28 protein-coding genes and 1 riboswitch are annotated in these 26,330 nt (G+C 38.5%); of the genes, 8 read left to right on the forward strand and 20 right to left on the reverse strand.

The genetic code is table 11. From position 1 onward, the window contains the following. Positions 1-24: 24 nt before the first annotated feature. The 8 genes from MKX83_RS23110 to phnG are packed head-to-tail and all read right to left on the reverse strand — an operon-like array spanning position 25 to position 6,604. On the reverse strand, positions 25-858 hold the full coding sequence (locus MKX83_RS23110) for a PHP domain-containing protein (RefSeq protein WP_341058256.1): 834 nt from the start codon (positions 856-858) through the stop codon (positions 25-27). Next, entirely contained in the window at positions 855-1,565 is a 711-nt protein-coding gene (locus MKX83_RS23115; RefSeq protein ID WP_341058260.1) for a phosphonate C-P lyase system protein PhnL, read from the reverse strand. Before MKX83_RS23115 ends, MKX83_RS23110 begins: the two co-directional genes overlap by 4 nt. Next, positions 1,562-2,767 (reverse strand): phosphonate metabolism protein PhnM, encoded by a 1,206-nt coding sequence (gene phnM, locus MKX83_RS23120; RefSeq protein WP_095371453.1) that lies wholly within the window; start codon positions 2,765-2,767, stop codon positions 1,562-1,564. The genes MKX83_RS23115 and phnM overlap by 4 nt, the downstream gene beginning before the upstream one ends. 15 nt (positions 2,768-2,782) lie before the next feature. Beyond that, on the reverse strand, positions 2,783-3,622 hold the full coding sequence (locus MKX83_RS23125; RefSeq protein WP_307316403.1) for an ATP-binding cassette domain-containing protein: 840 nt from the start codon (positions 3,620-3,622) through the stop codon (positions 2,783-2,785). Then, the gene (locus MKX83_RS23130) at positions 3,615-4,481 is read right to left on the reverse strand and encodes an alpha-D-ribose 1-methylphosphonate 5-phosphate C-P-lyase PhnJ (RefSeq protein ID WP_307316401.1); all 867 of its coding nucleotides are present in this window, start codon (positions 4,479-4,481) and stop codon (positions 3,615-3,617) included. The genes MKX83_RS23125 and MKX83_RS23130 overlap by 8 nt, the downstream gene beginning before the upstream one ends. Positions 4,482-4,486: 5 nt before the next feature. After that, entirely contained in the window at positions 4,487-5,578 is a 1,092-nt protein-coding gene (locus MKX83_RS23135; RefSeq protein ID WP_095371450.1) for a carbon-phosphorus lyase complex subunit PhnI, read from the reverse strand. Beyond that, positions 5,578-6,168: a phosphonate C-P lyase system protein PhnH gene (gene phnH, locus MKX83_RS23140; RefSeq protein WP_095371449.1), complete on the reverse strand. Its 591-nt coding sequence runs from the start codon at positions 6,166-6,168 to the stop codon at positions 5,578-5,580. Before phnH ends, MKX83_RS23135 begins: the two co-directional genes overlap by 1 nt. 13 nt (positions 6,169-6,181) lie before the next feature. Continuing rightward, the gene (gene phnG, locus MKX83_RS23145; RefSeq protein ID WP_307316397.1) at positions 6,182-6,604 is read right to left on the reverse strand and encodes a phosphonate C-P lyase system protein PhnG; all 423 of its coding nucleotides are present in this window, start codon (positions 6,602-6,604) and stop codon (positions 6,182-6,184) included. Positions 6,605-7,044: 440 nt separating this feature from the next. Here phnG and MKX83_RS23150 point away from each other — a divergent pair, with 440 nt between their 5' ends. Further along, a complete protein-coding gene (locus tag MKX83_RS23150) occupies positions 7,045-7,890 on the forward strand; it encodes a hypothetical protein (RefSeq protein ID WP_341058268.1) in 846 nt (281 codons plus the stop codon). A 101-nt stretch (positions 7,891-7,991) separates the two neighbouring features. Here the strand turns inward: MKX83_RS23150 and MKX83_RS23155 are convergent, their stop codons facing one another. Beyond that, complete coding sequence (locus tag MKX83_RS23155) at positions 7,992-8,666, reverse strand: GntR family transcriptional regulator (RefSeq protein ID WP_095371446.1); 675 nt, start codon at positions 8,664-8,666, stop codon at positions 7,992-7,994. 105 nt (positions 8,667-8,771) lie between these two features. Here MKX83_RS23155 and MKX83_RS23160 point away from each other — a divergent pair, with 105 nt between their 5' ends. The 5 genes from MKX83_RS23160 (at position 8,772) to MKX83_RS23180 (ending at position 13,717) form a co-directional block, all read left to right on the forward strand. Further along, positions 8,772-9,107, forward strand: a complete 336-nt coding sequence (locus MKX83_RS23160; protein ID WP_095371445.1) for a heme oxygenase — start codon at positions 8,772-8,774, stop codon at positions 9,105-9,107. A gap of 101 nt (positions 9,108-9,208) precedes the next feature. Beyond that, complete coding sequence (locus MKX83_RS23165; protein WP_341058271.1) at positions 9,209-9,895, forward strand: response regulator transcription factor; 687 nt, start codon at positions 9,209-9,211, stop codon at positions 9,893-9,895. A 1-nt stretch (position 9,896) separates the two neighbouring features. Further along, entirely contained in the window at positions 9,897-10,907 is a 1,011-nt protein-coding gene (locus tag MKX83_RS23170; protein ID WP_095371443.1) for a sensor histidine kinase, read from the forward strand. A 100-nt stretch (positions 10,908-11,007) separates the two neighbouring features. After that, on the forward strand, positions 11,008-11,769 hold the full coding sequence (locus MKX83_RS23175) for an ABC transporter ATP-binding protein (RefSeq protein ID WP_095371442.1): 762 nt from the start codon (positions 11,008-11,010) through the stop codon (positions 11,767-11,769). Then, positions 11,759-13,717, forward strand: a complete 1,959-nt coding sequence (locus MKX83_RS23180) for an ABC transporter permease (protein ID WP_322909875.1) — start codon at positions 11,759-11,761, stop codon at positions 13,715-13,717. Before MKX83_RS23175 ends, MKX83_RS23180 begins: the two co-directional genes overlap by 11 nt. 53 nt (positions 13,718-13,770) lie before the next feature. Here the strand turns inward: MKX83_RS23180 and MKX83_RS23185 are convergent, their stop codons facing one another. The 4 genes from MKX83_RS23185 to MKX83_RS23200 all read right to left on the reverse strand — a co-directional run bounded on the left by MKX83_RS23185 (position 13,771) and on the right by MKX83_RS23200 (position 16,616). Then, positions 13,771-14,100, reverse strand: a complete 330-nt coding sequence (locus MKX83_RS23185; protein WP_322909876.1) for a thioredoxin family protein — start codon at positions 14,098-14,100, stop codon at positions 13,771-13,773. Between the two features lie 28 nt (positions 14,101-14,128). Then, on the reverse strand, positions 14,129-15,352 hold the full coding sequence (locus MKX83_RS23190) for a hemolysin family protein (protein WP_341058283.1): 1,224 nt from the start codon (positions 15,350-15,352) through the stop codon (positions 14,129-14,131). A 182-nt stretch (positions 15,353-15,534) separates the two neighbouring features. Next, positions 15,535-16,095 carry a nitroreductase family protein gene (locus MKX83_RS23195; protein ID WP_341058284.1) on the reverse strand — a complete coding sequence of 187 codons (561 nt, stop codon included), beginning with the start codon at positions 16,093-16,095 and terminating at the stop codon, positions 15,535-15,537. A 44-nt stretch (positions 16,096-16,139) separates the two neighbouring features. Next, the gene (locus MKX83_RS23200; RefSeq protein WP_095371437.1) at positions 16,140-16,616 is read right to left on the reverse strand and encodes a methylated-DNA--[protein]-cysteine S-methyltransferase; all 477 of its coding nucleotides are present in this window, start codon (positions 16,614-16,616) and stop codon (positions 16,140-16,142) included. Between the two features lie 134 nt (positions 16,617-16,750). Here MKX83_RS23200 and MKX83_RS23205 point away from each other — a divergent pair, with 134 nt between their 5' ends. Beyond that, positions 16,751-17,959 (forward strand): iron-containing alcohol dehydrogenase family protein, encoded by a 1,209-nt coding sequence (locus MKX83_RS23205; protein WP_341058286.1) that lies wholly within the window; start codon positions 16,751-16,753, stop codon positions 17,957-17,959. A gap of 239 nt (positions 17,960-18,198) precedes the next feature. On the opposite strand, the gene MKX83_RS23210 is transcribed toward MKX83_RS23205, so the two are convergent. The 4 genes from MKX83_RS23210 to MKX83_RS23225 all read right to left on the reverse strand — a co-directional run bounded on the left by MKX83_RS23210 (position 18,199) and on the right by MKX83_RS23225 (position 22,676). After that, complete coding sequence (locus MKX83_RS23210) at positions 18,199-18,933, reverse strand: amino acid ABC transporter ATP-binding protein (RefSeq protein WP_095373573.1); 735 nt, start codon at positions 18,931-18,933, stop codon at positions 18,199-18,201. Positions 18,934-18,957: 24 nt separating this feature from the next. Next, the gene (locus MKX83_RS23215) at positions 18,958-19,716 is read right to left on the reverse strand and encodes an amino acid ABC transporter permease (RefSeq protein ID WP_095371435.1); all 759 of its coding nucleotides are present in this window, start codon (positions 19,714-19,716) and stop codon (positions 18,958-18,960) included. Between the two features lie 182 nt (positions 19,717-19,898). Beyond that, on the reverse strand, positions 19,899-20,744 hold the full coding sequence (locus MKX83_RS23220) for a transporter substrate-binding domain-containing protein (RefSeq protein ID WP_095371434.1): 846 nt from the start codon (positions 20,742-20,744) through the stop codon (positions 19,899-19,901). 129 nt (positions 20,745-20,873) lie between these two features. Continuing rightward, positions 20,874-21,058, reverse strand: a riboswitch (Lysine riboswitch). Between the two features lie 130 nt (positions 21,059-21,188). After that, positions 21,189-22,676 (reverse strand): methyl-accepting chemotaxis protein, encoded by a 1,488-nt coding sequence (locus MKX83_RS23225; RefSeq protein WP_233435338.1) that lies wholly within the window; start codon positions 22,674-22,676, stop codon positions 21,189-21,191. Positions 22,677-22,819: 143 nt separating this feature from the next. On the opposite strand from MKX83_RS23225, the gene MKX83_RS23230 reads away from it, so the two are divergent. After that, positions 22,820-23,866 carry a ketopantoate reductase family protein gene (locus MKX83_RS23230; protein WP_328198359.1) on the forward strand — a complete coding sequence of 349 codons (1,047 nt, stop codon included), beginning with the start codon at positions 22,820-22,822 and terminating at the stop codon, positions 23,864-23,866. Positions 23,867-23,950: 84 nt separating this feature from the next. Here the strand turns inward: MKX83_RS23230 and MKX83_RS23235 are convergent, their stop codons facing one another. The 3 genes from MKX83_RS23235 to MKX83_RS23245 form a co-directional block, all read right to left on the reverse strand. Next, the gene (locus MKX83_RS23235) at positions 23,951-24,667 is read right to left on the reverse strand and encodes a sulfite exporter TauE/SafE family protein (RefSeq protein ID WP_328198358.1); all 717 of its coding nucleotides are present in this window, start codon (positions 24,665-24,667) and stop codon (positions 23,951-23,953) included. A gap of 284 nt (positions 24,668-24,951) precedes the next feature. Next, positions 24,952-25,509, reverse strand: a complete 558-nt coding sequence (locus tag MKX83_RS23240; protein ID WP_341058291.1) for a class I SAM-dependent methyltransferase — start codon at positions 25,507-25,509, stop codon at positions 24,952-24,954. Between the two features lie 129 nt (positions 25,510-25,638). Continuing rightward, the gene (locus tag MKX83_RS23245) at positions 25,639-26,271 is read right to left on the reverse strand and encodes a LysE family translocator (protein ID WP_224936897.1); all 633 of its coding nucleotides are present in this window, start codon (positions 26,269-26,271) and stop codon (positions 25,639-25,641) included. Between the last annotated feature and the right edge of the window lie 59 nt (positions 26,272-26,330).

Below are 26,330 nucleotides of genomic sequence, written 5' to 3' on the forward strand. Positions count from 1 at the left end.
ACGAAATATACCGGCTTTCACTAATCATTTACAAACCAAATAATCAGTTAACAATCGGTTTATAGGCGACTCATAGTCCCCCATACGGACTGATGAACCAAATGCACCGTGATAATCTGAACCACCTGTCATAAGAAGACCATACCTTGCCATAAGGATATCAATTCTTTGGTGATCCGCTTCACTATGATCAGGATGATTACGCTCAATACCATCCAATCCAATCTGACTATCTACAAGCTCTTCAATCAGATCATAGGAATCAAGTTGACCAGGATGAGCAATTACAGCAAATCCACCATCTGCTTTAATCGCTCGAATGGCATCATATACGTCCACATAAGCAATATCCCCAGCAGCTACTCCCCCTCCTTTAAACAGTGAACGATACAGCTTTTTATATGCTTCTGAGTCGTAAGGTTCTGACGTAATGGCCGCCATAATATGTTGCTTATAAATCGTCTCACTTGGTGAGGCGATTTGCGATATTGCTTTTATAGACAAATGGATGCCTTGCTGTTGAATTTGCCCAATTTGCCAAATGGAATGGGCTTGTCTACGCTTAAGCACTTCATTACATAATGCTAAAATATGCCCTTTGTTAGCATCATAATGGTAGCCTAGTACGTGTACTTTTCGGTTTCTTTTGAAATCAAATGCGGAAATTTCAATCCCAGGAATGAGCTGAATCTGATATGTTTCTGCCCATGTCAAGGCTTCCCCTTGCCCTTTTACCGTATCATGGTCAACGATGCTAATATGTGTGATACCGGTCGCTGCAGCTTTTTCCATAACCACTTGAATGGAATCTGCGCCATCTGAAAAACCGCTATGAACATGTAAATCCGCCTTCATCATAAGGCCGCTCCTGCCCTTTTGAACGATTGCTGGCTCATTTCAAAAATATGATCACATAATTCATCCATAAATTCGATATCATGGAAAACCCCTAGCAATGTTGTCCCACTTTCCTTTAACTTTTGAATCACTTCTTTCACCTTTTGCTTGGACTGTTGATCAAGACTTGCTGTTGGCTCATCTAAAAGGAGTAACCTTGGCTTTTTAACTGCTGCGATGGCAATGTTTAACCTTAACTTTTCCCCACCTGAAAATGTATTAGGGTACGTATCCCATAGTTTGCGATCAAGTTCAAAATGAGAAAGCACTTCCTCTGCTTCTTTTTGTGCTTCTAATAATGACCGCCCCGTCTCCAAAACAGATTGCTCTACTAATTCGCGGGCGGTTGTTCGTGGCATGACATTTAAAAATTGTGACACATACCCAATTTCATATTTTCGTAAATAGATAATCTCCCTTTCTGACGCTTTTTGCAGATCAATATATCCATATTTCTCTGAGTCAAAATAAATCCGCCCCGCTTCAGGTAAATATGTGCGATAAATACTTTTTAAGATCGTTGATTTCCCACTGCCACTTTTGCCCGTGATCCCAATAAATTCACCTTGGTTCATTGAGAAGTTCAACTGTTGCACAGCATGAATCGTCTGACCTAAATGCACAATTTGAAAGTTCTTCTCCAGACCTTCAATTTTTAAGAATGTCATCGTATTACCTCCTCCATCGCCAGGTTTTTTCGGTAATTTGTTGTCGTTATCACAACACCATTAACCATTGTTAATGTTACTGTTGGAAAACCATCATCCAATTTCTCAATGATGAGTAAATCGGCTTTATAGCCCGGTTTGATAGAACCAATTTCATGATTAAGGTTTACTGCCTTCGCTGGCTTTGAAGTGACCATTTGGAACATATCTAGGAGGTTCTGATCATACTTTTCATGGAGCGTAAAGATAGAATGGAGTAAGGCCGATGGATAATAATCACTACATAAAATATCTGCACATTGATTTCGAATCGCTTCTGCTGCAGATAAATTGCCTGAGTGCGAGCCACCTAAAAGGATATTGGGCGCCCCCACGATTGTATATAGACCGCTCTGCTTCGCCTTTTTAGCAACCTCTAATGTAATTGGAAATTCACTGATTGTGGTCCCAATGGATTGGACGAGGTCAATCTTACCTTTATGGTCATCATCATGTGAAGCAATGCTAACCCCTTGCCTTATCGCTATTTCAGCAATCTCTTTCATCATATCAATCGTCATCACTTTTGAAGATAGGCGGTCTTGGATAATACGATTTAACTCCTGTTCAGTTAAATCACGATAACCACGCATCGTTTCACGAAAAACTTCTAAATTACGATACTGACCTTGACCTGGTGTATGATCCATAAAAGATAGCAGGTGAATTTTACCTGAACGGAGGTTCTCTATTAAACGGTCGACACCTTCCAGATTATCTATTTCAAAACGAGCATGTAGGCGATGGCGAATAAGATGTTGCTGCTCGGATGTCTCCGTAATCGCTTCAACTAATTTCTGTACATTTTCTGGTAAGCGCATCGGCTTATGGGTGAAAATATCCTCCCGGTAGAAAGAAAGTGAATGAAACATCGTTGTAATCCCGTGTCCAATGAGAATCCTTTCTGCTTCACGCAGGCCCATTTGGACATTCATCATACTTGTCGGGCGCGGCGAGATGATAGATTCAATATAATCAGAGTGAATATCTATAAATCCTGGAGAAATATAACCCCCATTTGCATCTATTCTTTCAACATTGGTAAATGAAGTGAGTTCATCTTCTCTTACAATTGCCTTGATCCGTTCTTCTTCTACTAATACTGCATGTTTTTCTAGCATTCTATCTTCAAGTACAATCACACCGTTATGAATAATATACATATGCACCCTCCTCTTTTATAGCAACGAATAAACAAGCTGTTGTGTGTAAGCGTCTTGAGGATCTTCAAGGATTTGATCTGTTAGCCCTTTTTCAATTACTTCTCCATTTAACATCACCATTGTGCGGTCAGCTAGCATACGAATAACGGCTAAGTCATGTGATACCACAATCATGCTGATACCCATCTCACGTTGAATCGTTTTAATTAAATCAAGGACACTGGCTTGCACAGATAAGTCTAACCCGGTCGTTACTTCATCTAAGAAAAGAATGGGGGGATAGTTAGAAAGGGCTTTTGCAATTTGCACACGCTGCTGCATTCCCCCTGAGAACCGCTTGGGTTCTTCTTTCATTCTAAAAAGGGGAAGATGGACCTTGTCGAGCAATTCCGTTCCGACACGCTCCATTTCACCGACATGGCGATTGCCTGCTGCAATGAGTTTCTCAGCGATATTACCAATAGAGGAAAAGTCCATCTTCAACCCTTTTGCTGGATTTTGATAAACCATTCCGAGGATATGGTTGCGCACATATCTTTTTTGCTGATTAGAAAGAGCAAAAATGTTTTTCTCCTTAAAATCTTCATGGTTGATAAACATTTCCCCACCTGTCGCAGTCTCATCAAAATATAAACATTGCATAAGCGTAGATTTCCCACTCCCACTTTCACCAACAATCCCTAATATTTCCCCGGGAAATAATTCAAACGAGATATTTCGACAGGCATACACTGTCCCACAATAAGGGCAAAAATTCTTTTCTAACTGTCTCGTATCTTGATGCTGACAATGACTACAGCTTCTTCCAAACACTTTTTCTAATCGCTGGACTTGTAAGATAGGTTTATCACGCATAGCTTATATCCCCTTTTCCTTGAATCGCCCCATTTACTTGTGCTAAACAATGGTGAGAATCATTACATTGGTAATACACTTTATCTTTATCTGCATCTATGATCTCATCCAAAAACGTATCTGTTGCCCCGCATAAATGACAAGCTTGTTCTACGAAAGATTCGACAGTAAATGGGTAATCCTCAAATGCTAATGAACGGACATCTGTATAAGGTGGAACCGCATAGATTTTCTTTTCTCGTCCCGCCCCTAATAAAATAAGTGCTTCCGAATGATTCATTTTATGATTATCAAATCGGGGGATAGGACTCGGTGCCATCACATAACGGTCAGCTACATAGACGGGGTGGTCCGCTCCTGTTTTGGTCTGACCATATTTCATAATTTGTTCAAATAACTGTAGCCAAGCACCGCTGTATTCTTCTTCCGCATGGAGAATTTTCGTTTGTCTTTCACTTTTTTCTACTGACCGCAATGGTTCTGGAGCAGGGACCTGCAAGACGAGCACTTGACCTTCTGTTAAAGGCTGCTCAGGGATGCGATGTCTTGACTGAATAATCGTTGCTTCTGCTGTTCCTTCCGTAATGGCAATGCCTGTCGTTTTTTCAACTAGTTTTTTAATATTGACTGCATTAACTGATTCATCTGATCCTTGATCAATCACCTTTAATACATCGTCTTTGCCAATGATGGATAGCGTCACCTGTAATCCACCTGTACCCCAACCTCTAGCGATAGGCATTTCCCTCGAAGAAAAAGGCACTTGATATCCTGGAATACTAATCGCTTTTAAGATTGTTCTTCTAATCTCTTTTTTTGAGCCTTCATCGAAGAAAGCAAAATGATGGAGTCTTGTCATAATTATTACTCTCCTTTCTGTCCTTTTCTTGCACGATCGAGCTTAGATTGGAAAGTCACATAATGAGGAAGTTTCAAATGCGAAATGAACCCTGTCGATTCAACGGAATCAATATGCAATAAAACAAACTCCTCGTCATGTGTAGGAAAATCAGATGATGGGTGCTGCAAGCATTGATCTAAAATACTCATCGCTATCGCCTTTGTCTCATTTTGTCCGTAGCACATCCCATAGCCGATTTCAAAGTCGAGGGCTTCTTCACTTTCCTCACTTGCGCCCTTTACCGGCACAAATGATTCCACTTCTGTCACTTCAATAGCACCTATATAATATTGCTCTTCCTCACATTCATGTGGAGATGAGATGTGAATAGGCATCATACCCACCCTCAACTCCCCTACATTGGGATGAACTTGACCGTATCCCCGCATAGAAGCATAACCAAGAGAAATAACTGCACCTGTCTGTCCCCTTGTTAATGTCTGCAACCTTGCACTTCGATTGGCAGGAAATTGGAGGCTCTTCTTTGTGACATCAAAAGGCTCGCGATTATCATCTACATAAGTTTGCACAAGACCGTTTTCCCTTAAATATTCCACAACTTTAGGGAAGATTTGTGATGATGGCTGCTCTCTCAGCTGATCGATTCTTTCTTTATAATGCTGCAACCATTGTTTCTCTTCTTGTTGATCCTCTATTAATAAATCAAAATCTAACAACCTATGTGTATAATCCGTTGTTGCTCCTAATATTTGTCCACCAGGAATATCTTTAAAACTAGAAGAAATCCGCCTAGAAATGCGCATATCTTCTGTCTGGATTGCTTCGCTATAATACAATCGTGGTAATGTCGAACGATGGGCACGCAAGGTAAAAACGGCCTCCTCCATATTCCCTTCCGATTGTTTAATAGCCAACGCAGCTAACATAGGCGCATATAGACTAGCTTCAGACATCACCTGATCTACTAAGCCCTTCATCGTGGCAAGAATTGTTTCAATCTCTATATGCCTTTCACCTTTCAGCCGGTTATAACGAAGGCGTTCAATGGAGGCTTCGATAGCCTCTGTCCCTCCTTTAACGGCAACATATCCCATTACTTACTCACCTCACTGATTACTGTTGTCCTTGGTAAACAAACAAGCTTACCTACTTGGTCCGTTATCACGATATCGATTCCTAACGGAAATTCTTGATTTTTCTCTTCACGCGCTTGGTTGATTGTCTGAGAATAAGCGAGCTTTATACGCTTAGCCTTCTTGATCCCTGGCCCTGATAATAGCCATTCTTGCCCTGATGACAACTTCGGGGTCTCAATAATGATAGTGGCAGAAAGTTGGGGATCGATTAAACTACCATTTTTCGCCGATTGGATAGCGCTTATTAGACCAGCTTGTGGTAAATCAGCTGTAATGATGATAAAATCGGCTTCACTTTCCTTCACATGCTTGGCTAATGTCAGTTGAGAGATTCTTTGGACGAGTGGCGTATGGTTCCCTTTAATATGGAAAGTTGCCTCGCTATCGAGTAAGGTTACCATCGTTAAAAAAGTAGAATGATAGCAATCGATTGGATGGTCAATTTGAATCATTTGCTTAGCTAAACTATTTGTTTTACCAGGCTGCGCCATGCAATCCATTACCTTGCGAAACACAGCTTGTGTGTCATGGACATAATCAAGTGGCATTATTTTCACTCCCTTAAATTGACATCGTTTCAAAGGACACTTTTGTTTCCATTAATTGTGCCTGCTCTTTATTTTCCTGATTGATGATTGCTTCTTCTTTCGCTTGGAGAAATTGATTCCATCTCGCTATAATCGGCAATTTTGCGCCATAAGCGGCATCAATGATGGCAAGGTCACGAGACCACTCTTCTTCTAGACCGATGACCATTCCCTTACCTATGCTGCCCTCTATTTCTACCATCGTCTCCGTCATTAATACTTCCCCTAGATAAAATAGGGATTGCTTAGCTGTTTCTCTTACCTTCAGCATTGTTAAACCGTTTCTCGGTGCAACTATTTCTTTTACGTCGTAATGTTCGGTCACCTCTCTCGCCATCTCCTTAGCCAACGAGGCTCCCGCCTTCACTAAAATCGTTGTTCTTCTTTTTCGATTCATCTCCCTACCTCCTCTCGCAAGTTCATCGTAACTTGGCGCCAAGCTGTTGTGTTTTAATTTATTTTTAATATTGTGTAAATAAGGATTTACATGGCGGACACCTTTATAGAATCAACCCTTGCCAAAAACCCCTCTCCTTGTTTTGTGGTGAGGGGTCTTTAAAAATGAATATAGCTATATTGGTTTCGGGCTTGAGCTGCTTTTTTTGAGGTTATTAATGTGGTTGTCAGTTAGTAGGGTGAGTAAATCGGTGGTCGGTGGTTGCTCTCGCTTATCAAGCGATTAGCTACCATATTCCGTTTTGGTTTCGAAATAATGTTCAATTATGACCTTAATTTCATGATACCCTTTGACATGGAGCCTCTAAGGGTATAATTAATTACTCGCCGGAAAAAGCCAGAAGTATCAAAGGCTGGTACGCCCTACGATACAAGGTGATTATGCCCGCATCTCCATATAAATGTGGCGACAGCATCCTTCAAACTGTTGTCAGACTCATCCAATCAAAATGTATATTCTTAAATGAACGTTTCAGACTGAGACTGTGTGTAAATCATGGTTTTGCGCAAGAGCATGATGGACTTGGCTTTGTATTGCGCGCAAATCTTAGTTTCGCGCATTATTCTTTTGAATTTGACTATGTACTGCGCGCAAACCTTAGTTTCGCGCACCATTCTTTTGGATTTAGCTATGATCTGCGCGCAAACCTTAGTTTCGCGCACCATTCTTTTGGATTTGGCTATGATCTGCGCGCAAACTTTAGTTTCGCGCACCATTCTTTTGAATTTGGCTATGATCTGCGCGCAAACCTTAATTACGCGCACCATTCTTTTGGGTTTGACTATGTATTGCGCGCAAACCTTAGTTTCGCGCACCATCCTTTTGGATTTGGCTGTGATCTGCGCGCAAATCTTAGTTTCGCGCACCATTCTTTTGGATTTGGCTATAATCTGCGCGCAAACCTTAGTTTCGCGTACCATCCTTTTGGATTTGGCTATGATCTGCGCGCAAACCTTAGTTTCGCGCACCATTCTTTTGAATTTAGCTATGATCTGCGCGCAAATCTTAGTTTCGCGCACCATCCTTTTGGATTTGGCTATGACTTGCGCGCAAACCTTAGTTTCGCGCACCATTCTTTTGAATTTGGCTATGATCTGCGCGCAAACCTTAATTTCGCGCACCATTCTTTTGGATTTGACTATGTACTGCGCGCAAATCTTAGCTACACGCACCATTCTTTTAGATTTGGCTTTGTATTACGCGCAATTCATGGAATCGCGCAATAAGGTGTAGATTTTTCTATAACCTGCGCGCAAATCATGCTTTCTCCTTCTCTCACCGTTCTCTCTAGCAATATATATCTAAACACCAAGCAATCGGCCCCATTTTAACGGAGCCGATACTTAAATTTATCACTTCTATAAAGAATGCACGTTCGTTCTAGTATTTTTTCAGTGTCTTCGCATACGGTATGACTTTCAAGACAAATAAGTGGGAGGATATTATTGCACTTGAGCAACTCTTGCTCATAGGCGGAGGGGAATTGTACGCTTAATACTGCTCCATTATTGGTGAAGTGATGAAAACCATGAGCTCGGTAATAGGCGAACATGGATGTAATTCTCGGCGCATCTTTTTTAATCGTAGGGAAAACCTCTGTATTGACATACGATTGATGAATAGCAATTGGCTCCCCATTAATATAGCGAAGTCTCGACAACATATAGGTTTGGTTCTCTTTATTTATCTCATTATCTGGGGAAAATAGATTTATAGTTTGCAAATCATAACCGGAGGCTAGCATTTTATCTGTAAAACTTTCGCCCCCCGATAAGTGTAAATGAATCGCTTCTGATTCAGGCTTTAAATACCGCCCTTTTCCGCGTACTGAATAAAGGTGGCCTCGACCTTCTAAGTGTTGTAACGCTTTTCTCACAGTCATTCTTGGCAACTGAAACTCTTCTGCTAATTGATTTTCAGATGGGAACTTTTCATTCGATAGATACTCACCTGCAATGATTCTTTTCACTAATTCATCAATTAATAATGCTTCACTATACATCCCTCTCACCTCTCACCTTTATTTTACCAAATGAAGGGCTTTAATTTCAGAATTGATGAAAGTAAGTTTATAATAAAAGCATGATCACTAAAAGGAGGAATCATGATGTATATCGTAACGAATCGCATTAAAATGAAAAAAGGTTTTGCTGAAAGATTAGCACCTAACTTCACCAAGCCAGGTCCTCTACAAGAAATGAAAGGTTTCATTAAAGTGGAAACCGTTATTACACAAAACTTAGAAGAACATGATGAATTGAATGTGAATATGTATTGGGAAGACCTTGATAGCTTCCAAGCTTGGAAGGAAAGTGACATATTCAAACAAGCACATAAACGCCCCGAACCAAAACAAGGGGAAGAGCCTAAAGAATCTCCAATGCTTGGTAGCGAACTCGTTATCGGGAAAGTAGCAACGACAGTTGAAGCTATCGGAAAATAACGGATAAGAAGATCGTCGCTGTACGGTCTTCTTTTTTTCTAGAAGGTTGTCCTCCCTTTCGTTTTTAATATAATATATGGAAAAACAAGTGTGGTGAAAAGATGTTTACTCTCTTACTTATAGAAGACGATGAAAGCTTATATCGGGAGATCAGAGAAAGGTTAGAACAATGGTCATATAACGTGAATGGAATTGATGATTTCTCAAAAGTAATTGAACGATTTTCAGAGGTTAAGCCCGACCTCGTAATCATAGATATTCAATTGCCTAAATATGACGGCTTTCATTGGTGTCGTATGATTCGTAACCATTCTACTGTCCCAATTATTTTCTTATCTTCTCGTGATCACCCGACAGATATGGTCATGTCTATGCAACTTGGAGCGGATGATTTTGTGCAAAAGCCTTTTCATTTCGATGTGCTTGTGGCAAAAATCCAAGCTTTATTAAGAAGAGCCTATAACTATACGGCTGATTCTCAGACACTACAAACATGGTATGGAGCTAAAATCGATTATGAGAAATATGCGGTTTCTAACGAACACGGTGAGATTACCTTAACGAAGAACGAAATGTTTATTCTTAAACAATTGCTTCAACATAAAAATAAAACACTAAGCCGTGATGAACTTATTAAAGCTCTATGGGATGATGAGCGATTTATTAGTGACAATACTTTAACCGTTAATGTGAACAGGCTAAGAAAACGACTGGAGGAAATTGATTTAGGCAAACATATACATACAAAGGTAGGACAAGGTTATATGGCAATGGAAGAGGTCTATTAATATGGTGATTACTTTTTTAAAAGAACGAATAAGTTGGATACTCCTCTTCCTCTTCTCTCTCATGCTTATCATTGTATTTGCTTATATTGATCCTGGATTATCAATGTATTCGACCCTCTATATGGTTGCGATCCTGCTGGTTATTTTCATTATCTTTCTATTCTTGCGTTTTATAAAAGAGGTCTCCTACTACCGCCGATTAGAAAATTGGGCGCCTGGACTTGATCTCCACTATTTAGAAGAGGCCCGCTCACCTTTTGAAAAAATCATTGAATCTAGTCTTCAGAAACAAACGCAGCAATTAGAGATGGAAAATCAACAGATCAAATTGGAGATTGAACAAGAGAAAGATGAATTATTGCGGTGGATTCATGAGGTAAAGACCCCTTTAACAGCAATGAAACTCATCATTGATCGCCTAGAGCATCCAAGCTCGAAATCTGCTTTAGCTAACGAGTGGCTTCGCATTCATTTACTGCTTGATCAACAGCTTCACCATAAACGTATGCCAACTTTAGAAAATGATCTTTATATTGATAAGGTCTCACTTGAGGAAATATTATTTAGGGAAATACGAGACTTGCAATCTTGGTGCATGCAAAAAGGAATTGGTTTTGAACTCGATCTCGCAGTAAAAGAAGTGACAAGTGATGGTAAATGGCTTGGGTTTGTGATTAGGCAGATTTTATCTAATGCAGTAAAATATAGTCACTCATCCGAAATTACCATTGAATCGGAGGCACTTGGTGACATTAACGTTCTCACCATTTCAGATAGAGGGAAAGGTATTTCACAAAAAGATTTACCGCGTATATATGACAAGGGTTTCACTTCAACCGCTGACCATGCAGGACATGCAGCTACAGGAATGGGTCTTTATTTAGCCAAAAAAGCAGCTGATACATTAAAAATAAACATTCAAGTTAGCTCAATCATAAATGAAGGGACGACAGTAACACTTGTATTCCCTAAAATGAATGATTTCGTTGATATAAGAATGACAACGAAGTGACAATAATGTCACACGCAATGATATTTTGTTCGCTGAATCGAAGGAGAAAGTCTCTCTATCCCTTTACAATGTAGGTAAGCTTAGAAAAAGGAGCATTCACATGAATATATTAGAAGCACATAAAATTCATAAAACCTACGGTAGTAGAGGGAATAAACAAGAAGTTTTAAAAGGCTTGGACCTGCATATAAAGCAAGGTGAATTTGTCAGTATTATGGGCGCATCGGGGTCTGGGAAGACAACCTTGCTCAATATCCTTTCGACGATCGATCACTTAAGCGCTGGTTCAATTAGTATTGAAGGCAAAGAAATGACGAAAATGAAAGAAAGACAACTTGCGGAATTCCGTAAACATTATCTCGGCTTCATTTTTCAAGATTATAATTTACTTGATACATTGACAGTAAAAGAAAACATCTTACTGCCATTATCAATCAAAAAAGTATCACGGACTGAAGCCAATAAGCGCTTTTCTGACATCGCCTCTGAATTAGGGATTGAAGATTTAGCTAACAAGTACCCAAGTGAAATTTCAGGTGGTCAAAAGCAAAGAACATCAGCAGCTCGTGCTTTTATACATGATCCTAGTATCATTTTTGCTGACGAACCGACTGGTGCTCTTGATTCGAAGTCCGCTTCGGATTTACTCAATAAATTAACGCGACTGAATGAAACAAGGAAGTCAACGATTGTTATGGTCACGCATGACCCCGTTGCGGCTAGTTACTGTAGTCGTGTGATTTTTATTAAAGATGGCCATATTTACACGCAATTGAACAAAGGTGATGAGAAGAGGCAAGATTTCTTTAAAGATATTATGAAGACACAAGCCATTCTGGGCGGTGTACAAAATGAACATTAATTTGCTCATTTGGCGTAATTTAAAGAAGAATTTGAAGAATTATTACCTTTATGTTTTTGCACTTGCTTTTAGCTCTAGTCTTTATTTTGCCTTTGTTACATTACAATATGACCCTGCATTAGATGAGGCGAGCGGTACTATAAAAGGTGCAGCAGCTATACGGGCAGCATCTGTCCTTCTCATCGTAATTGTTGCTGTATTTCTCTTATTTGCTAACAATCTTTTTATAAAAAGACGTGGGCAAGAAATCGGGCTCTTCCAACTTATCGGTATGACGAAAGGGCAAATCTTCCGTCTACTTACAGCTGAAAATTTCTTATTATATTTCAGTTCTTTAATGATTGGTATTTTTCTTGGTTTTCTCAGCTCGAGGTTTGTGCTAATGATTCTGTTTAAATTAATATCGATCGATGAATTAGCGGAATTACAGTTTTCATCCCAGGCGTTAGTACAGACGCTAATTGTTTTTGCTGTGATTTATTTACTCATTATGGCAAATAACCTTTTCTTTATTCACCGTCAGAGCATACTATCACTGTTCAAAGTAAAAGCAACTACAGAAGGAACTGTAAAACGGGTCACGGTTGTAGAAATTGTAATTGGAATATTAGGACTTTGCTTTATTACAACAGGTTATTATGTATCATCCAAACTTTTCAGTGGTAATTTTACATCAATAAATGAATTATTTCTCGCCATGATTTTCATCCTTGGGAGTGTCATTATCGGTACTTACCTTTTCTTCCGTGGGTCGATTACTTTCATTGGTAATGTCATTCGCAATGGTAAAGGCGGCTATCTTAACATAACAGATGTCCTCTCTTTGTCATCAATTATGTTTCGCATGAAATCCAATGCCTTATTATTAACGGTAATAACAACCGTATCGGCATTAGCTATCGGTTTACTCTCTTTATCCTATATTCAGTTCTATTCAGCAGAAAAAAGCGCATTTGAACGTGTACTAGCAGATTTTTCTACGAATAGTGAAAAAGAAGCAAACATGCTAACAGAGGCATTCACTGATCATAATATAGCTTTTACAGAAGAAACAACGGAAATCGTAGTTACTACCTTTAATATGGCAGACATGATTCAACTATCTGTGGATCCTGAATCAGCAGGTATGGATGTACAGAAGATGGAATCGACCGTAGTTAGTGATAAAGATGTAGACGGTTTAGACGTTAAGCCAAATGAAGTATTCTTTACTGGTTGGCCTGCCATGTTTGATTCTATCATGGATGTAAACGAAAACAGCTCTATTGTGATGCATACAACAGCAAATGAATATAAATTAGATCTTATTGGTTTAAATGATGAACCTGTCATTCCATTTTATTTCACATTTGGCGGCTCTCCTACTGCTGTCGTCGATGACACAGTATATAAGCAATTGCAAAAAGCATTGAATCCAGATTTACAAACCATTTTTAAAGACCAAGGCAACGTTTTTTATAAAATCAACCTGGAAAATCAGGACGATGTAGTAAAAGCAAATGATCTATACGAAACGCTGGACATCGAACGAAATACCTGGTCCCTGCAATTAGAATTTCAAGGTGTGAAAGAATTTATCGGTTTGACATTATTTATTACCGGCTTCTTAGGGCTTACATTCTTAATCACTTCAGGCTGTATCATTTATTTTAAGCAAATGGATGAGGGGGAAGAAGAAAAGAATGGCTATACGATTTTACGTAAGCTTGGCTATACTCAGAACGATCTCTTAAGAGGAATTTGCGTGAAACAGTTTTTCACTTTCGGTATCCCACTTGTTCTCAGTCTGTCTCATAGTTACTTCGCTGTTAAATCGGGCTGGTTCTTGTTCGGAACAGAAATGATGACACCAACTATTATTGTCATGGTTATCTATACTGTGCTTTATTCCATCTTTGGATTATTAGCAATTTTACATTATAAGAAAGTGATTAAAGATGCATTATAATTAATGAAGGGCACCGTTCATTTTAAGAACGGTGCCCTTTTTAATGCATTTTTTCACATCATAAAGTTTAAATGCTTTAATTGTTTGTTAAACTCCTGTACTCTCATAAATCTTCCTTCTCTTAAGTACTCTTTCCCTTCTTTAAAGAGGATGATTGTCGGTACAGAAAATACCAAAAACTCACCGGCAATTTCGCTTACAACCTGATAGTTAACTTTTCCTAGTTTTATCTTTTGGTAATCCTTTACACTCTCAAATAATTTGGGATACAATGCATGACATACACTACATTGATCACTCCAAATATAAAGGAGGGCAAAGTTATTTTCTTGAATAAATGCTCTCACTTCTTTAATAGATTTCAATTCTGAATGCTTATTCACTTTTTCAAACCCCTTTAAAAGCACAGCATCATTTTTTAGTAATTTTTATTTTAGTCAGTGCTCTCCCTTTTACTTCTAATATTTCAAAAGTAAGATTGTTTTGTACAATGACTTCACCTACCGCCGGAAAATGGTCTATTTGCTTTTGTATGTAACCTGCAAGTACATCATCTTCCTCTGGTATATCTGTCTTAAATACAGAATTGAGTTGATATAATGTAATTTTTCCATTACAGATGATTTCTGTGTCATTCAGCTTATGAATATGCCTTTCAGTATCCAGATCCATTTCATCTTCAATTTCTAACCCGATCATGGCTTCAATAATGTCTTCATGAGTAACAATTCCTTCTGTTCCACCATATTCGTCCAAGACAATTGCTAGATGTTTTTTCTCCATCGTCATTTGGCGAAAAACACGCTCAAGAGAAGCAAATTCATAAATAACCAAAGGATCTGTATCACAATAATCCTCTAGTGTTTTATGTGGTTTCGCAGCCCAAGATAATAAGTACTTTGAATGAAAAACTGCGACAATACGATCAATATCCTCCCGATAGACAGGATACCTTGTATACGGATGTTGAATCACAGTATCCCTTACTTCTTCAAATGTAGTTGTAATAGGAAACGCAACAAGATCTATTCTTGGGGTTTTTAGCACGTCTTTTACATTTAAATTATGAAAATTAAGTACACCTTTAATACGATGAGACTCTTCTTTTTTAAAGATCCCTTCCGTGTCAGCGATTTCCACTATTGCCCGTAACTCTTCCTTAGAAATTGATGATTCTTGCTTCTGCCCCTTTGATAATATGCGGGTAATAAAACCCGTTAATCCATTTAAAATGACTGTCACTGGTTTTAGAATAAAAATAACAGACCGAATCACAGGATATACAAGATACGATATACGATCAGGGAAAGCTGCTGCAATGGATTTCGGAATTACTTCCGAAAATATAATAATAACCACTGTTAATATGGCCGAAGCGAGCGCAACATTAAAGCCATATTGAATAGCAAGGGTTGTTACAAGTGTCGGTAGCAAGATATTAGCAATGTTATTACCAATGAGAATAGAAGTAATAAACTCACTTGGCTTTGAGACGATATTAAGTAGCTTTTCAGCCTTTTTATCATGGTTTTTCGCTTTCGTTCGCAGCCTCATCTTATTTGTTGCAGTTAATGCCGTTTCACTCCCTGAAAAAAAGAATGAAACAAATAAGAGAAAAATAATAGCAATAATCAACTCTAGTCCCCCTCACAATGGAACAGCAATTAAACGTTATTTTATATACCAATAGTATACCTAACTACTCCTCCTACAAACATATTTGATTGACTTTAAAAAAGGTTTATATATTCTAGCAGCTAAAAGAAGGCTAGGAACCGCTTTTCGCACCTGCCCCTAGCCTTTATTATCACCTTATTTTACTCTTTAATAATTTGCAGCTTTTCTTTCATACTTGTTCGCGGCTTTGCTTCAGGAATATGATCGGCATAACCAATCATTAAAGTAGCTACTACTTTCTCCCCTGGTTTTACACCAATCGCTTCTCGGAAGACAGGATTATAGATCCAATCATTGGTTCGCCAAATCATGCCAATGCCTCTTTCCCATGCAGCTAATTGGAAATTTTGAATCATCGCACTCACTGCACCATAATCCTCATCCCATGTCTTTTGACGAGGGTCCTCAGGCATCACAACAACTATGTGCAAAGGTATAGAGCGAAAATAAGCGGATTTATTTTGTGCTTTTTCAGGTATGGTCCCATCCTTTAATTTTTGCGTTTGGCAAAATGCATCAATAAACTTCTCTTTCCCTTTTTCAGCGAATAGTAATAAACGCCATGGTTCCGTCATTTTATGATTTGGTGCCCATTTTGCCACCTCTAGTAATTCTACAATTTCATCTATGCTTACAGGATCTTGTTTGAACTTTTTAATCGAACGGCGATCCTTGATGATTTCATCGATCTTTCTCTCCATTTCCAGTCACCTCTTCTAACATTCTGCTTACCAGAACTATTATACTATTTTCTGAACTTTCTTTCATGCTCAAGCAACCAGCCTTTTCTTTCCATCCCACCTGCATAACCAGTTAACTTTCCGTTTGTGCCAATAATACGATGGCAAGGTACAATGATACTCATTTTATTTTTACCATTAGCGCTCCCGACTGCACGGACAGCTTTTTCATTTCCGACAATGACGGCAATGTCTTTATATGAGGCAGTCTCGCCGAAAGGAATTGTTGTTAACGCTTGCCAAACATTCGTTTGAAAGGTTGTCCCATTGAGCTCATAAGTAATTTCAAATGCTTCTCTCTTCCCTTGAAAATATTCCTCTAATTGCTGTACACATTCCTTTATTACATCTGGCGAGTCATTTCTCAATGGTTCTGCGATTTCCGTTCTATCAAGAAATTGAACAGCTGTGATGGCTTTTTCTGTTCCTTCGATTGCTAGCACACCTACAGGGGAATTTATTTGTACAATCGATTTTTGCATAACAAGCTCACTTCCTCATTTTTTACTTGTATTCTAACACTCTTTCTAAAATTTAGTTAGAGAAAGAAGGAAATCACCTTGTAAGCGCTTAACTATTTATAAGTAAAAAAATATTAGAGGGAGAGGATCAGCGAATGAGTTTATTGAACGCATCATTTCACTTAAATCTACAAACGGATTTAAAATTTGGTTATGAGGTCGTTCAACAAGAGCTTTCAGACAAAATTAAAGCGACAGGAAAGAAGAAGGTCTTCGTTTGTACAGATAAAGGACTGATTTCATCAGGTGTCGTAGAAAAAATTACCCAAGTATTAGAAGATGCATCCATTGAATATGCTGTTTATGCAGAAATCGAGCCCAACCCGTCTGCTCATTCGGTTATGGAAGGCATGAAGAGCTTTCAATTAGAAGGCGCAGACTTGATTATTGCCCTTGGAGGCGGTAGCTCTATGGACTTTGCCAAAGCGCTGGCTGTTGCAGTCACACACACCGGACATGTACTGGAATATTCTCTTGGCGGTAAGCCAATAGAAGATAAACTACCATTACTTTTTGCGATTCCAACAACAGTTGGTACTGGGTCTGAAGTAACGATTGCAAGTGTCATTACAGATAGCGATGGTGGTAGAAAACTTGTTCTAGGATCTCCTTATCTTGTACCAAAAGTTGTGTTTGTGGACCCGGCACTCACACTTGGATTGCCACGAAAGCATGTTGCTGCTACAGGGGCTGATGCACTTGTCCATGCCATTGAATCTTATGTATCATTACCAGCTAATCCTTTTACAGATGCTCTTGCTCTTCAAGCGATTCGCATGCTCTGGACCTATTTACCACAAACCTATGCTCATGCAGACAATTTAGAAGCAAGGGGGCAAGTCCATCTTGCTAGTACATTGGCTGGCATGTCATTTAGCCTCGGTGGATTAGGGATTGTTCATTCCTTATCACATCCAATGTCTGCACGCTACGGTGTCCCCCATGGACTTGCGAATGCTGTGATACTACCAAAAGTGATTGCCTACAATCTTCCAGCATCAACAGAAAAATATGCAACAATTGCAAGCATGATTGATCCATCCTTACATTCCGTTAGTATGCAACAAGCAGGCAAAACTCTTATTCCATTAGTAGAAGAATTAATGCATTCTATTGATATTCCACAAAATTTTGCGCATCTCGACCACCACTTTACAGATGAAGATATCGCCCAACTAGCAGAAGATGCAATGAACGATCATGGAACCGTACATTATAATCCAAGAAAAGCAGTGAAAGAAGATATTGAAGCCATTTATAAAAAGGTCTTACCTGTGAATATAGACGAGAAAATTTATCATTAACTAAGAAAAAAGAGCAGTCCTTCCGAGCTAGACATGAATAAGCTTAATTCTGGAGCGGAAATACGACAGCATAAGTTGATCTTACGAATGTAGTTCATTCATCTTTGTCGCGGCTCAACTTCTACCAAAGGACCGACAAACTTCTGATCCAATTCCAAAGCTTTTAACAACGTTCCGTACGAGAGGCTAAAACTAAAAGAAGCTTGCCCAATTTAATTATTAAATCGGGCAAGCTTCTTTTAGTTACGTGTACGTTGTAGGAAAGCTTTGGTTCTTTCCATTTTGGGGTTATTGAATAGTTGCTCTGGTGTCCCTTCTTCAGCAATGACGCCTTTATCCATGAAGACAACGCGATCCGACACTTCACGGGCGAATTCCATTTCATGGGTGACAATAAGCATGGTCAGGCCTGTGCCAGCCAGTTCCTTCATCACCTTTAACACTTCGCCAACCATTTCAGGATCGAGTGCTGAGGTTGGTTCATCAAACAACATCACATCTGGCTCCATTGAAAGTGCTCTTGCAATCGCCACACGCTGTTTTTGACCTCCGGAAAGCTGTCTTGGTTTAGCTTCTACATAAGCCTCCATCCCGACCACACGCAAATATTTCTTCGCGATTTTTTCTGCTTCCTCTTTTGAACGCTTTAATACTTTTATTTGCCCAACAACACAATTTCCCAATACATTATGGTTATTAAATAGATTAAAAGATTGAAAAACCATGCCGAGATTTTTACGATATTGATGGACATTATGTTTATCGTCGAGGATATTTTCACCGTTATAGATAATTTGTCCACCACTTGGTTTTTCTAATAGATTGACACATCTTAATAGGGTCGATTTCCCAGACCCTGATGAGCCGATGATTGTAACTACTTCTCCTTTATTCACTGAGAAGTTAATATCTTTTAATACTTCATGACTACCAAAAGACTTACTTAACCCTTGAATATCAACAACTGTATTCACTTTTCCAACTCTCCTTTCCGCCACCTATGCTCCTGTTGTTTTCCTTTTGATATCTTCTGCCGTATCCATTTCACCTGCAACGACGTAATTTTCCGGTCCATCCATTCTTCTTTCAATATAGCGTAGAATTAATGTAACGGTATAAGTCATAACGAAATAAATAATACAAACAACAAAGAATGACTCAAAGTAGCGGAAATTATTCCCTGCAATTGAATTCGTTTGGAAAAATAATTCAGATATAGAAATCACGCTTAACACGGCAGTATCTTTTATATTAATGATAAATTGATTACCTGTAGCTGGAAGAATGTTTCGAATGACCTGAGGTAAAACAACATTCATCATTGTTTGCAAATGGTTCATCCCAATGGCTTGGGCTGCCTCATATTGACCTGGGTCGACAGAAATAATCCCTCCACGAACAATCTCAGCCATATAAGCACCCGTGTTAATGGAAACAATAACGATACCAGCAATGAGCGGATCCATTTGATAGCCAAAGGCCATTGCTGCCCCGTAAAAAATAACCATTGCCTGTACAATCATTGGTGTGCCTCTAAAGAATTCAATATAAGCAGATAACAAGAAATTCACTATTTTTAATAACAACCGTTTAGGACCATTCTCAGGTATTGGTATTGTTCGAAGAATGCCTGACAACAAACCAATTAGGGCACCGAAAACGGTACCAATTAAGGCAATGACTAATGTCACACCGGCGCCTCGTAAAAACATTGGCCAATATTCGACAACGATGCGAATAATCCATTCTATACTCATAACAATGATCTCCTTTTCTCTCATCATGATTGGCCATTACCAATCAATCTGCTAAGGATTTGCGCTTCAAAGGTTTAATACGACGGAGAGGATGCGCTACCCTAGTTGTTTATTTCTCATGTCTCTCCTAACCTTCTTCTCGATATAAAACCGGCTACATCTCATGCAGCCGGCTCATTTAGTTATTCTGCCGCTGGCTGATTCTCAATAGCAGCATCCATTAATTCTTTTTGCTCTTCTTCAGAAATATCTGCAAGGATTTCATTGATTTTATCTGTTAATTCGCTACCTTTTTTCACCCCTACTGCAATGGCAGTATCTTCTTCACTTGTCTCAAATCCTTCAGTAAATTCAACCATCGCAAAGTTATCATTAGCAGCTGAAGCACTTACACCTTCCGGACGTTCAGAAACATAGCCGTCAATAATTCCAGACTCTAATGCAACACGCATAGCAGGGAAGCTCTCCATCGCTGTTTGCTGTTGTACGCCGTCAATTTGATCAATTACTGAATAATGAAATGTATTTAATTGGGCAGTAACCTTTGCCCCACTGAAGTCTTGAATGGATGTGGCATTTTCGTAATCGCCACCTTTTTTCACTACCATGACTAAATCAGATTCGTAATAGTTATCGGAAAAATCAATCGTTTCTTTTCGTTCTGCTGTTGGTGACATACCAGCAATAATAGCGTCAATTTTATCTGAACTTAATGATGGTACTAATCCATCCCATTTTGTTTTCACAATTACTAACTCTTTTCCTAAACCTTCTGCTATCTTCTTCGCAATCTCAACATCGTAACCGCCTGCAAACTCTGAATTACCTTCAATTGCTACTGCGCCATTGCTATCATCCATTTGCGTCCAGTTAAATGGCGCATAACCCGCCTCTAGTCCTACGCGAAAAACGTCTTTATCTTTTCCACCTGAACCTGTGCTTCCTTCAGCCTCATCATTTGAACCACAAGCAGCTAGAAACATACTCAGTACTATAGCCATAGCTAGTAAAGCAAATCTCTTTTTCATCTCTATTCCCCCTAATATATTTTTCTACTAATTAAACTATTCCGAATTAAGAAAAAGAATAACAAAAAAAGACCTGAGATGAACTCAGGTCCTTGTTATTCTTCCGCCTAAATCCTCTACTTTTCCCATTTTAGAGATAGTGCACCTTAATAAATCGGGTAAATTTATTAAGACAGTCCTGCAATTATTCACTGCAGACCCAACATGCTATACAAACGGGTATAGCACATTTCGGCGATATTTCCTTCTCTTTAGTCTCATCATGCCTTATCACTCTACTAAAGACTGTTAAATACCGCGCCTCTACCCCACCAGAAAAAGTGAGGTTTATTCAATTTGATATCTATTAGGCTACAATAGTTTAATAGCGTCTGTCAATATAAACTCTATGGAAAATTGGTCCTTTTTTCGCACAACCTTTTGATTAGAGCATAATTACCAATGTTAAGCTTGTTGGCTTGAAGCTAACTCTTTTAACTGTATGCTCAAACGATTAATATCCGCTACCGAATGATTTACGTTTGACACCATCTCATGTTCATCTTCTATGATAGCAACAATTTCCTCTGTAGCTGCGGCGTTCTCCTCTGATATATTTGCCATATTTTCAATCTGCTCTTGAATTTGTTCAAATTTTTCTGTGGCAGCGGAAACTTCATTGACACCTCTCACTAACTCTAAGTTGTTTTCTTGTAATGATGTTTGTATCTCGTTGAAAAAGGCAGATATCTCTGTTAGAAGTGCTTGTCCCTGCTTTACAGCACCTTCCCCTTCAAGAGAGCTTTTACGTGCTTCAAGAGACTGAGTGAAAAGAGTATTCGTCACTTCAGAGATCGCCACCGTGATTTCAGCACTTTGCTCAGCTAACTTCCTTACTTCATCTGCAACGACCGCAAACCCTCGCCCATGCTCTCCGGCTCTTGCTGATTCAATTGCTGCATTTAATGCGAGTAAATTAGTTTGATCGGCAATTTGTTTAATGCCTGCTAATAATTTATTCACTTGTTCCATACTTGAATGAACATCTGATACCGTCGATGCTGTCACACTAATCGTTGTATTTACAGTATTCATATGCGATGTAACATCGACTATCTTATTTAAACCATCTTGTACTTTCTCATTCATATTCTCCGACTTTTCTACGACACCTTCTGAAATGGCAACAGATTCTTTTGTATTTTGTAAAGACTGACTCATAGAATCATTGACAATATTTAAGCTGTTCGCTTCTTCTTGAATACTTGTAGCCATCTGTTGAGCAGCTTCTAATACTTGTTGACTTGACTCATGTATCGTTTCAATATTTTGCTTAAAAAGTCCAATATGATTTTCTAGAGTCACTGTACCTTTATCTATTGAACCAAAGGTGTCTTGCAACTGTATGAGGAGGTCCTTTGACTCCGTTTCTTTTTGCTCTGCTTGGTCAATTAATTCCCTACCCCAACTAGCTAATAAATAAAATAAGTACAAAATCCCGTTGGCGACAAGAATAATAGTAAAAATACTCCGGACACTATTACTTTCTCCTAATAACTGATGGCCAATTATAAAGTAGGTAGCAATAAAACTAACATTATAGAATACAGAAAAAGCAACAATCATTTCTTTCTTAAAATATAGCACCACCATTGCAATCGTTAAGAATAAAATATAATGCTTATTCAATGCATATCCGTCCACAAAAAAGAGCATCATCACAATGAGGTTTGGTATAGCAGCATATAAAAAGCCCTTTACGTAATCATTGATACGCAAAAAATACAGAACAATAGCCATGACAATGACAGAAATCCCAGCACACATAATGACAATTGTATCGCTCAAACCCCGGTCAATAACAATAGGTAAGACTAATAAAACAGCTAATGTCATCAATCCCCACATATTCACTTTATGAACTCTTAATAATTCATTCTTTTGCGTACCCAATTATTTTTCCTCCTAATTTAATCCAAAAACAAGGACTTTAAGCCTATTATTTGGGTTTTTTTTCTTTTATTTCTATTATTTATTTCGGTATGATTAACTTTTATGTTAGTGCTTTACAACTAAATATTTTAGGAGGATGCATAATGAGAATTGCTATCATGGGAACAGGATCTTTAGGGACGATTATTGGGGCACACTTATCAAAAGGGGCACATCATGTGGAATGCATCGATGTAAATACTGACCATATTAATGCCTTAAACAGTAACGGCGCAACAGTTGTGGGGACTGTAAACTTGCAGGCTTCTGTGAAAGCCATCACGCCACATGAAATGACTGGCATTTATGACCTTGTCTTACTTTTAACAAAGCAAGTATACAATAAATCAGTGCTCCTACAACTTCAAGCGCATATGAACGAAGCAAGTATATTACTCTCTTTACAAAATGGTGTTCCAGAAGAAAGTTTAGTAGAATCACTTGGTTCATCCATCATTATTGGTGGTTCTGTAGAGTTTGGTGCTACTTGGGTAAAACCAGGTGTATCACAATTAACATCAGACAAAGAGGCATTCTCTGCTCACGCTTTTCAAATTGGTGAGTTAGACGGACAGATTACTGACCGCGTGAACCTAGTAAAAACCGTTCTTGAAGATGTCGGTGGCACAATCGTTTCAAATAATCTAATCGGTACAAAATGGTCCAAACTTCTTGTTAATGTAGCGATGAGTGGTATGTCGGCAGCACTAGGTTGTACATATGGAGATATTTTGAATAACGAGGCAGCTGTCACAAGTGCAGTGATGCTAGCTGATGAAGCGTTAAAAGTTGGTTACGCGAATAACATTCAATTTAGCGAACTAGCTGGTGTAAATGTTGGAATCTTCTCTATTAACGAAGACAAGAGCAATCTACCTATGGTCATCCAAGTTGCTAAACAAGCATTTGGTCCTCAAGCACTGCTCAAAGCTAGTATGCTACAAGATTTAGAAAAAGGATTACAAACAGAAGTCGATTATATTAATGGTTACATTTCAACAAAAGGGAACGCCCTACAAGTATCTACTCCAGTAAATGACCTTGTCACAAGCATGATCAAACAAGCAGAAGAAACAAACCAACTGCCGGACTTTAATGAAAATATTAAAGCATTTGAGTCCCTATTAAACAAAGAATTTGCTATTCATTAATCCATACTTGAAAGACAGGCTGAGTGAGACGTGCGAAATCAAACCCCTCACCAGCCTTTTTTCCTTCCTCATTCCCATGCAGCATTAGAGAAATAATTGGTTAATACATAAGTATAATCCAGTAAATAAAAGGATGAAGTAGGAAATAATTGAGAAAAACTTTTGGCTCATGACTTTAAATAGTAATTGTCCTAAAAATATACCAATTAGTGCCACAGGAGCTCCAACCAAACTAGCGAGCCAAACTGTTTGTGTAGTACCGGCGACAACCATTTGGATAGCCAGACTGATTACATAGATATATAAATAAAAAGCAATTGTCGTTCCTCTGAGAATTTCCATATTCGTTTTGGTGCCCGAGAAATACAATAATAACGGCGGACCAGGCATACCAATACTTGTCGTTAATGTTCCAGATAGCCCACCAGCGCCATAATCTCTATTTCTCGTTTGCTTCATCTTTAATTGAGCAATCATCAACACAGTCAAAACCAAGATTAGAATACCTATCCCTAGTTTTAGCCAGTTAAGCGGTAACCAAAGAAAAATGACCATCCCTATAGGTAAACCAAAAATACTGCCGATGATGAGTCGTTTTAACACTTTTTGATCAACATCGACCTTGACTTTCCCTATCATGACAATCGAAATAAACAAAGATAAGATTAAGTTGATCTGAATGGCCTCCATCGGCTCAAAAAACAGCAGTAAAAATGGCGTCGCTAGAATAGAAAAGCCATATCCCGTACTCGCCTGTAATATAGAAGCAACTAAAATAAGAAGTATATATAAAATGAGCAATTGAGCAAACCACCTTCACTATTACAGAAACTTTCTCCCCTGTCTCTATTTTACCATTTCAGCTAACAAAAACCCTCATAAGATGGACCGTTTGTTTCACGTGGAACGAGAAATTAGTGTGGGGACTTATCAAATTAAGATAAGAAAGTGCCTCTTAGTTATAGGGGTGCAGGATTCGTTCAAAAAGCTTTGTTGGATACGAATATATCTATTTTCACGTTGCAATCATTTTTATTTTATTACGACTCTTTATAATTTACTGTTGCTTTAAATTAAAGCATTCATTACTTCTTTACTGCCCTAATGATATAAACTGGCTCACTTCCTAATTTCCGCGGAGAAACGGTCATTTTCATATCGCTAAAACCGGCATTTTCCATTGCCTTCATCATATCCCCAGATGATACTCTCGGTCCTCTGGCATCTGCGGTTTTTTCAATATCAATGCATAAGAATGTACCTCGAGCTTTTAAGGTACGCTTGATTTCTTCTAGTACAGCGGATAATGGTTTTACTTCATGTAGCGAGATTGAAGCGATCGCAATATCTACTTGTTCATCTGCTAATGGTATGTCTTTAAAATTAGCTATTACGGGCTGAATATTTGTGATCCCTCTCTTCTCTGCTGTTAGCTGCAAATAGTTTAAAATTTCCTCATCCAAATCAAGTGCATAAACCAAATCTACCCTTTCTGCTATAGGTAGTGCTACGTATCCTGCACCAGCTCCTATATCTAATACGACGTCACTATGATTGAGGGGGAGGTATTGAAATAATTCCTCAGCTGAAAAACGGTCAATATTTTCTAGATTTCTAATCTTTCTTTTTACTTTTTCATTCATAAGTATTAACCCCTTTTTAATTATAGATATAAACGCTCTTTAATAACTATAATTTATTTAAACTTCTTTGTAAATGGGGAATATTGTAATGGATGAAAAAACGGAGCAGAGTTTGTTCTGCTCCTTTCTTTATGAGGATGCCTTTGTTTGGAGAAGCTTAATACCTAAGCCGACAAAGATCATGCCAGTTACCTTATTAATAATAAATTCTGCTTTAGGATTATTTCTAAGTTTCTTCGTTGTTGTAGAGGCAAAAAGCGCGACTATCGAACACCAAATGGTTCCTGTTACAACATAGGTCATACCAAGGATGATAAAAGGAAGTGGGCCATATCCATTGTCTACAGATATAAATTGGGGTAGAAATGAAATATAGAAAAGCGCCACTTTTGGATTGGTTAGATTGGTTAGTAAACCTTGAGCAAACACTTTCCTTGCAGTTAAAGGTTTCGTCTTTTTAACTTCAAATTGTGAGGATTTTTGAATGACCATACGTACGCCAAGATAAATTAAATACGCCGCACCAATCATCTTTACAATAGTAAATAAAATGACTGACGTTGTAAGAATAAGAGATAATCCGATAGCAGCTAAAAATGTATGCACCATTGCTCCTGTAGATATACCAAGAACAGAGTATAACCCTGCCTTCTTACCTTGTGAGACACTCCGTGAGACGATATACATCGTATCTGTCCCAGGGGTAATATTCATAATAATCGCGGCGGCTAAAAACACCGTAAAACTTGTGATGCCAAACATCTAATTCGCCCCCTCAACCAATACAAGTATTAAAATTACTTCTATTGTACTCCTCTCGC

The organism is Cytobacillus sp. FSL M8-0252, assembly GCF_038007345.1.
In the GTDB taxonomy this organism is placed as follows: Bacteria; Bacillota; Bacilli; order Bacillales; family Cytobacillaceae; genus Cytobacillus; species Cytobacillus kochii.

Excerpts from the sequence above, each read along its gene's own strand:
- MKX83_RS23175 (WP_095371442.1), top strand. The coding sequence starts at position 11,008 with ATGAATATATTAGAAGCACATAAAATTCATAAAACCTACGGTAGTAGA.
- MKX83_RS23160 (WP_095371445.1), top strand. The coding sequence starts at position 8,772 with ATGTATATCGTAACGAATCGCATTAAAATGAAAAAAGGTTTTGCTGAA.
- MKX83_RS23200 (WP_095371437.1), bottom strand. The coding sequence starts at position 16,616 with ATGCAAAAATCGATTGTACAAATAAATTCCCCTGTAGGTGTGCTAGCA.
- MKX83_RS23215 (WP_095371435.1), bottom strand. The coding sequence starts at position 19,716 with ATGAGTATAGAATGGATTATTCGCATCGTTGTCGAATATTGGCCAATG.
- MKX83_RS23220 (WP_095371434.1), bottom strand. The coding sequence starts at position 20,744 with ATGAAAAAGAGATTTGCTTTACTAGCTATGGCTATAGTACTGAGTATG.
- MKX83_RS23165 (WP_341058271.1), top strand. The coding sequence starts at position 9,209 with ATGTTTACTCTCTTACTTATAGAAGACGATGAAAGCTTATATCGGGAG.
- phnG (WP_307316397.1), bottom strand. The coding sequence starts at position 6,604 with ATGAATCGAAAAAGAAGAACAACGATTTTAGTGAAGGCGGGAGCCTCG.
- MKX83_RS23150 (WP_341058268.1), top strand. The coding sequence starts at position 7,045 with ATGCCCGCATCTCCATATAAATGTGGCGACAGCATCCTTCAAACTGTT.
- MKX83_RS23245 (WP_224936897.1), bottom strand. The coding sequence starts at position 26,271 with ATGTTTGGCATCACAAGTTTTACGGTGTTTTTAGCCGCCGCGATTATT.
- MKX83_RS23230 (WP_328198359.1), top strand. The coding sequence starts at position 22,820 with ATGAGAATTGCTATCATGGGAACAGGATCTTTAGGGACGATTATTGGG.
- MKX83_RS23180 (WP_322909875.1), top strand. The coding sequence starts at position 11,759 with ATGAACATTAATTTGCTCATTTGGCGTAATTTAAAGAAGAATTTGAAG.
- MKX83_RS23170 (WP_095371443.1), top strand. The coding sequence starts at position 9,897 with ATGGTGATTACTTTTTTAAAAGAACGAATAAGTTGGATACTCCTCTTC.
- MKX83_RS23195 (WP_341058284.1), bottom strand. The coding sequence starts at position 16,095 with ATGGAGAGAAAGATCGATGAAATCATCAAGGATCGCCGTTCGATTAAA.
- MKX83_RS23130 (WP_307316401.1), bottom strand. The coding sequence starts at position 4,481 with ATGACAAGACTCCATCATTTTGCTTTCTTCGATGAAGGCTCAAAAAAA.
- MKX83_RS23135 (WP_095371450.1), bottom strand. The coding sequence starts at position 5,578 with ATGGGATATGTTGCCGTTAAAGGAGGGACAGAGGCTATCGAAGCCTCC.
- MKX83_RS23205 (WP_341058286.1), top strand. The coding sequence starts at position 16,751 with ATGAGTTTATTGAACGCATCATTTCACTTAAATCTACAAACGGATTTA.
- MKX83_RS23125 (WP_307316403.1), bottom strand. The coding sequence starts at position 3,622 with ATGCGTGATAAACCTATCTTACAAGTCCAGCGATTAGAAAAAGTGTTT.
- phnM (WP_095371453.1), bottom strand. The coding sequence starts at position 2,767 with ATGTATATTATTCATAACGGTGTGATTGTACTTGAAGATAGAATGCTA.
- MKX83_RS23115 (WP_341058260.1), bottom strand. The coding sequence starts at position 1,565 with ATGACATTCTTAAAAATTGAAGGTCTGGAGAAGAACTTTCAAATTGTG.
- phnH (WP_095371449.1), bottom strand. The coding sequence starts at position 6,168 with ATGCCACTTGATTATGTCCATGACACACAAGCTGTGTTTCGCAAGGTA.
- MKX83_RS23240 (WP_341058291.1), bottom strand. The coding sequence starts at position 25,509 with ATGAATGAAAAAGTAAAAAGAAAGATTAGAAATCTAGAAAATATTGAC.
- MKX83_RS23110 (WP_341058256.1), bottom strand. The coding sequence starts at position 858 with ATGATGAAGGCGGATTTACATGTTCATAGCGGTTTTTCAGATGGCGCA.
- MKX83_RS23155 (WP_095371446.1), bottom strand. The coding sequence starts at position 8,666 with ATGTATAGTGAAGCATTATTAATTGATGAATTAGTGAAAAGAATCATT.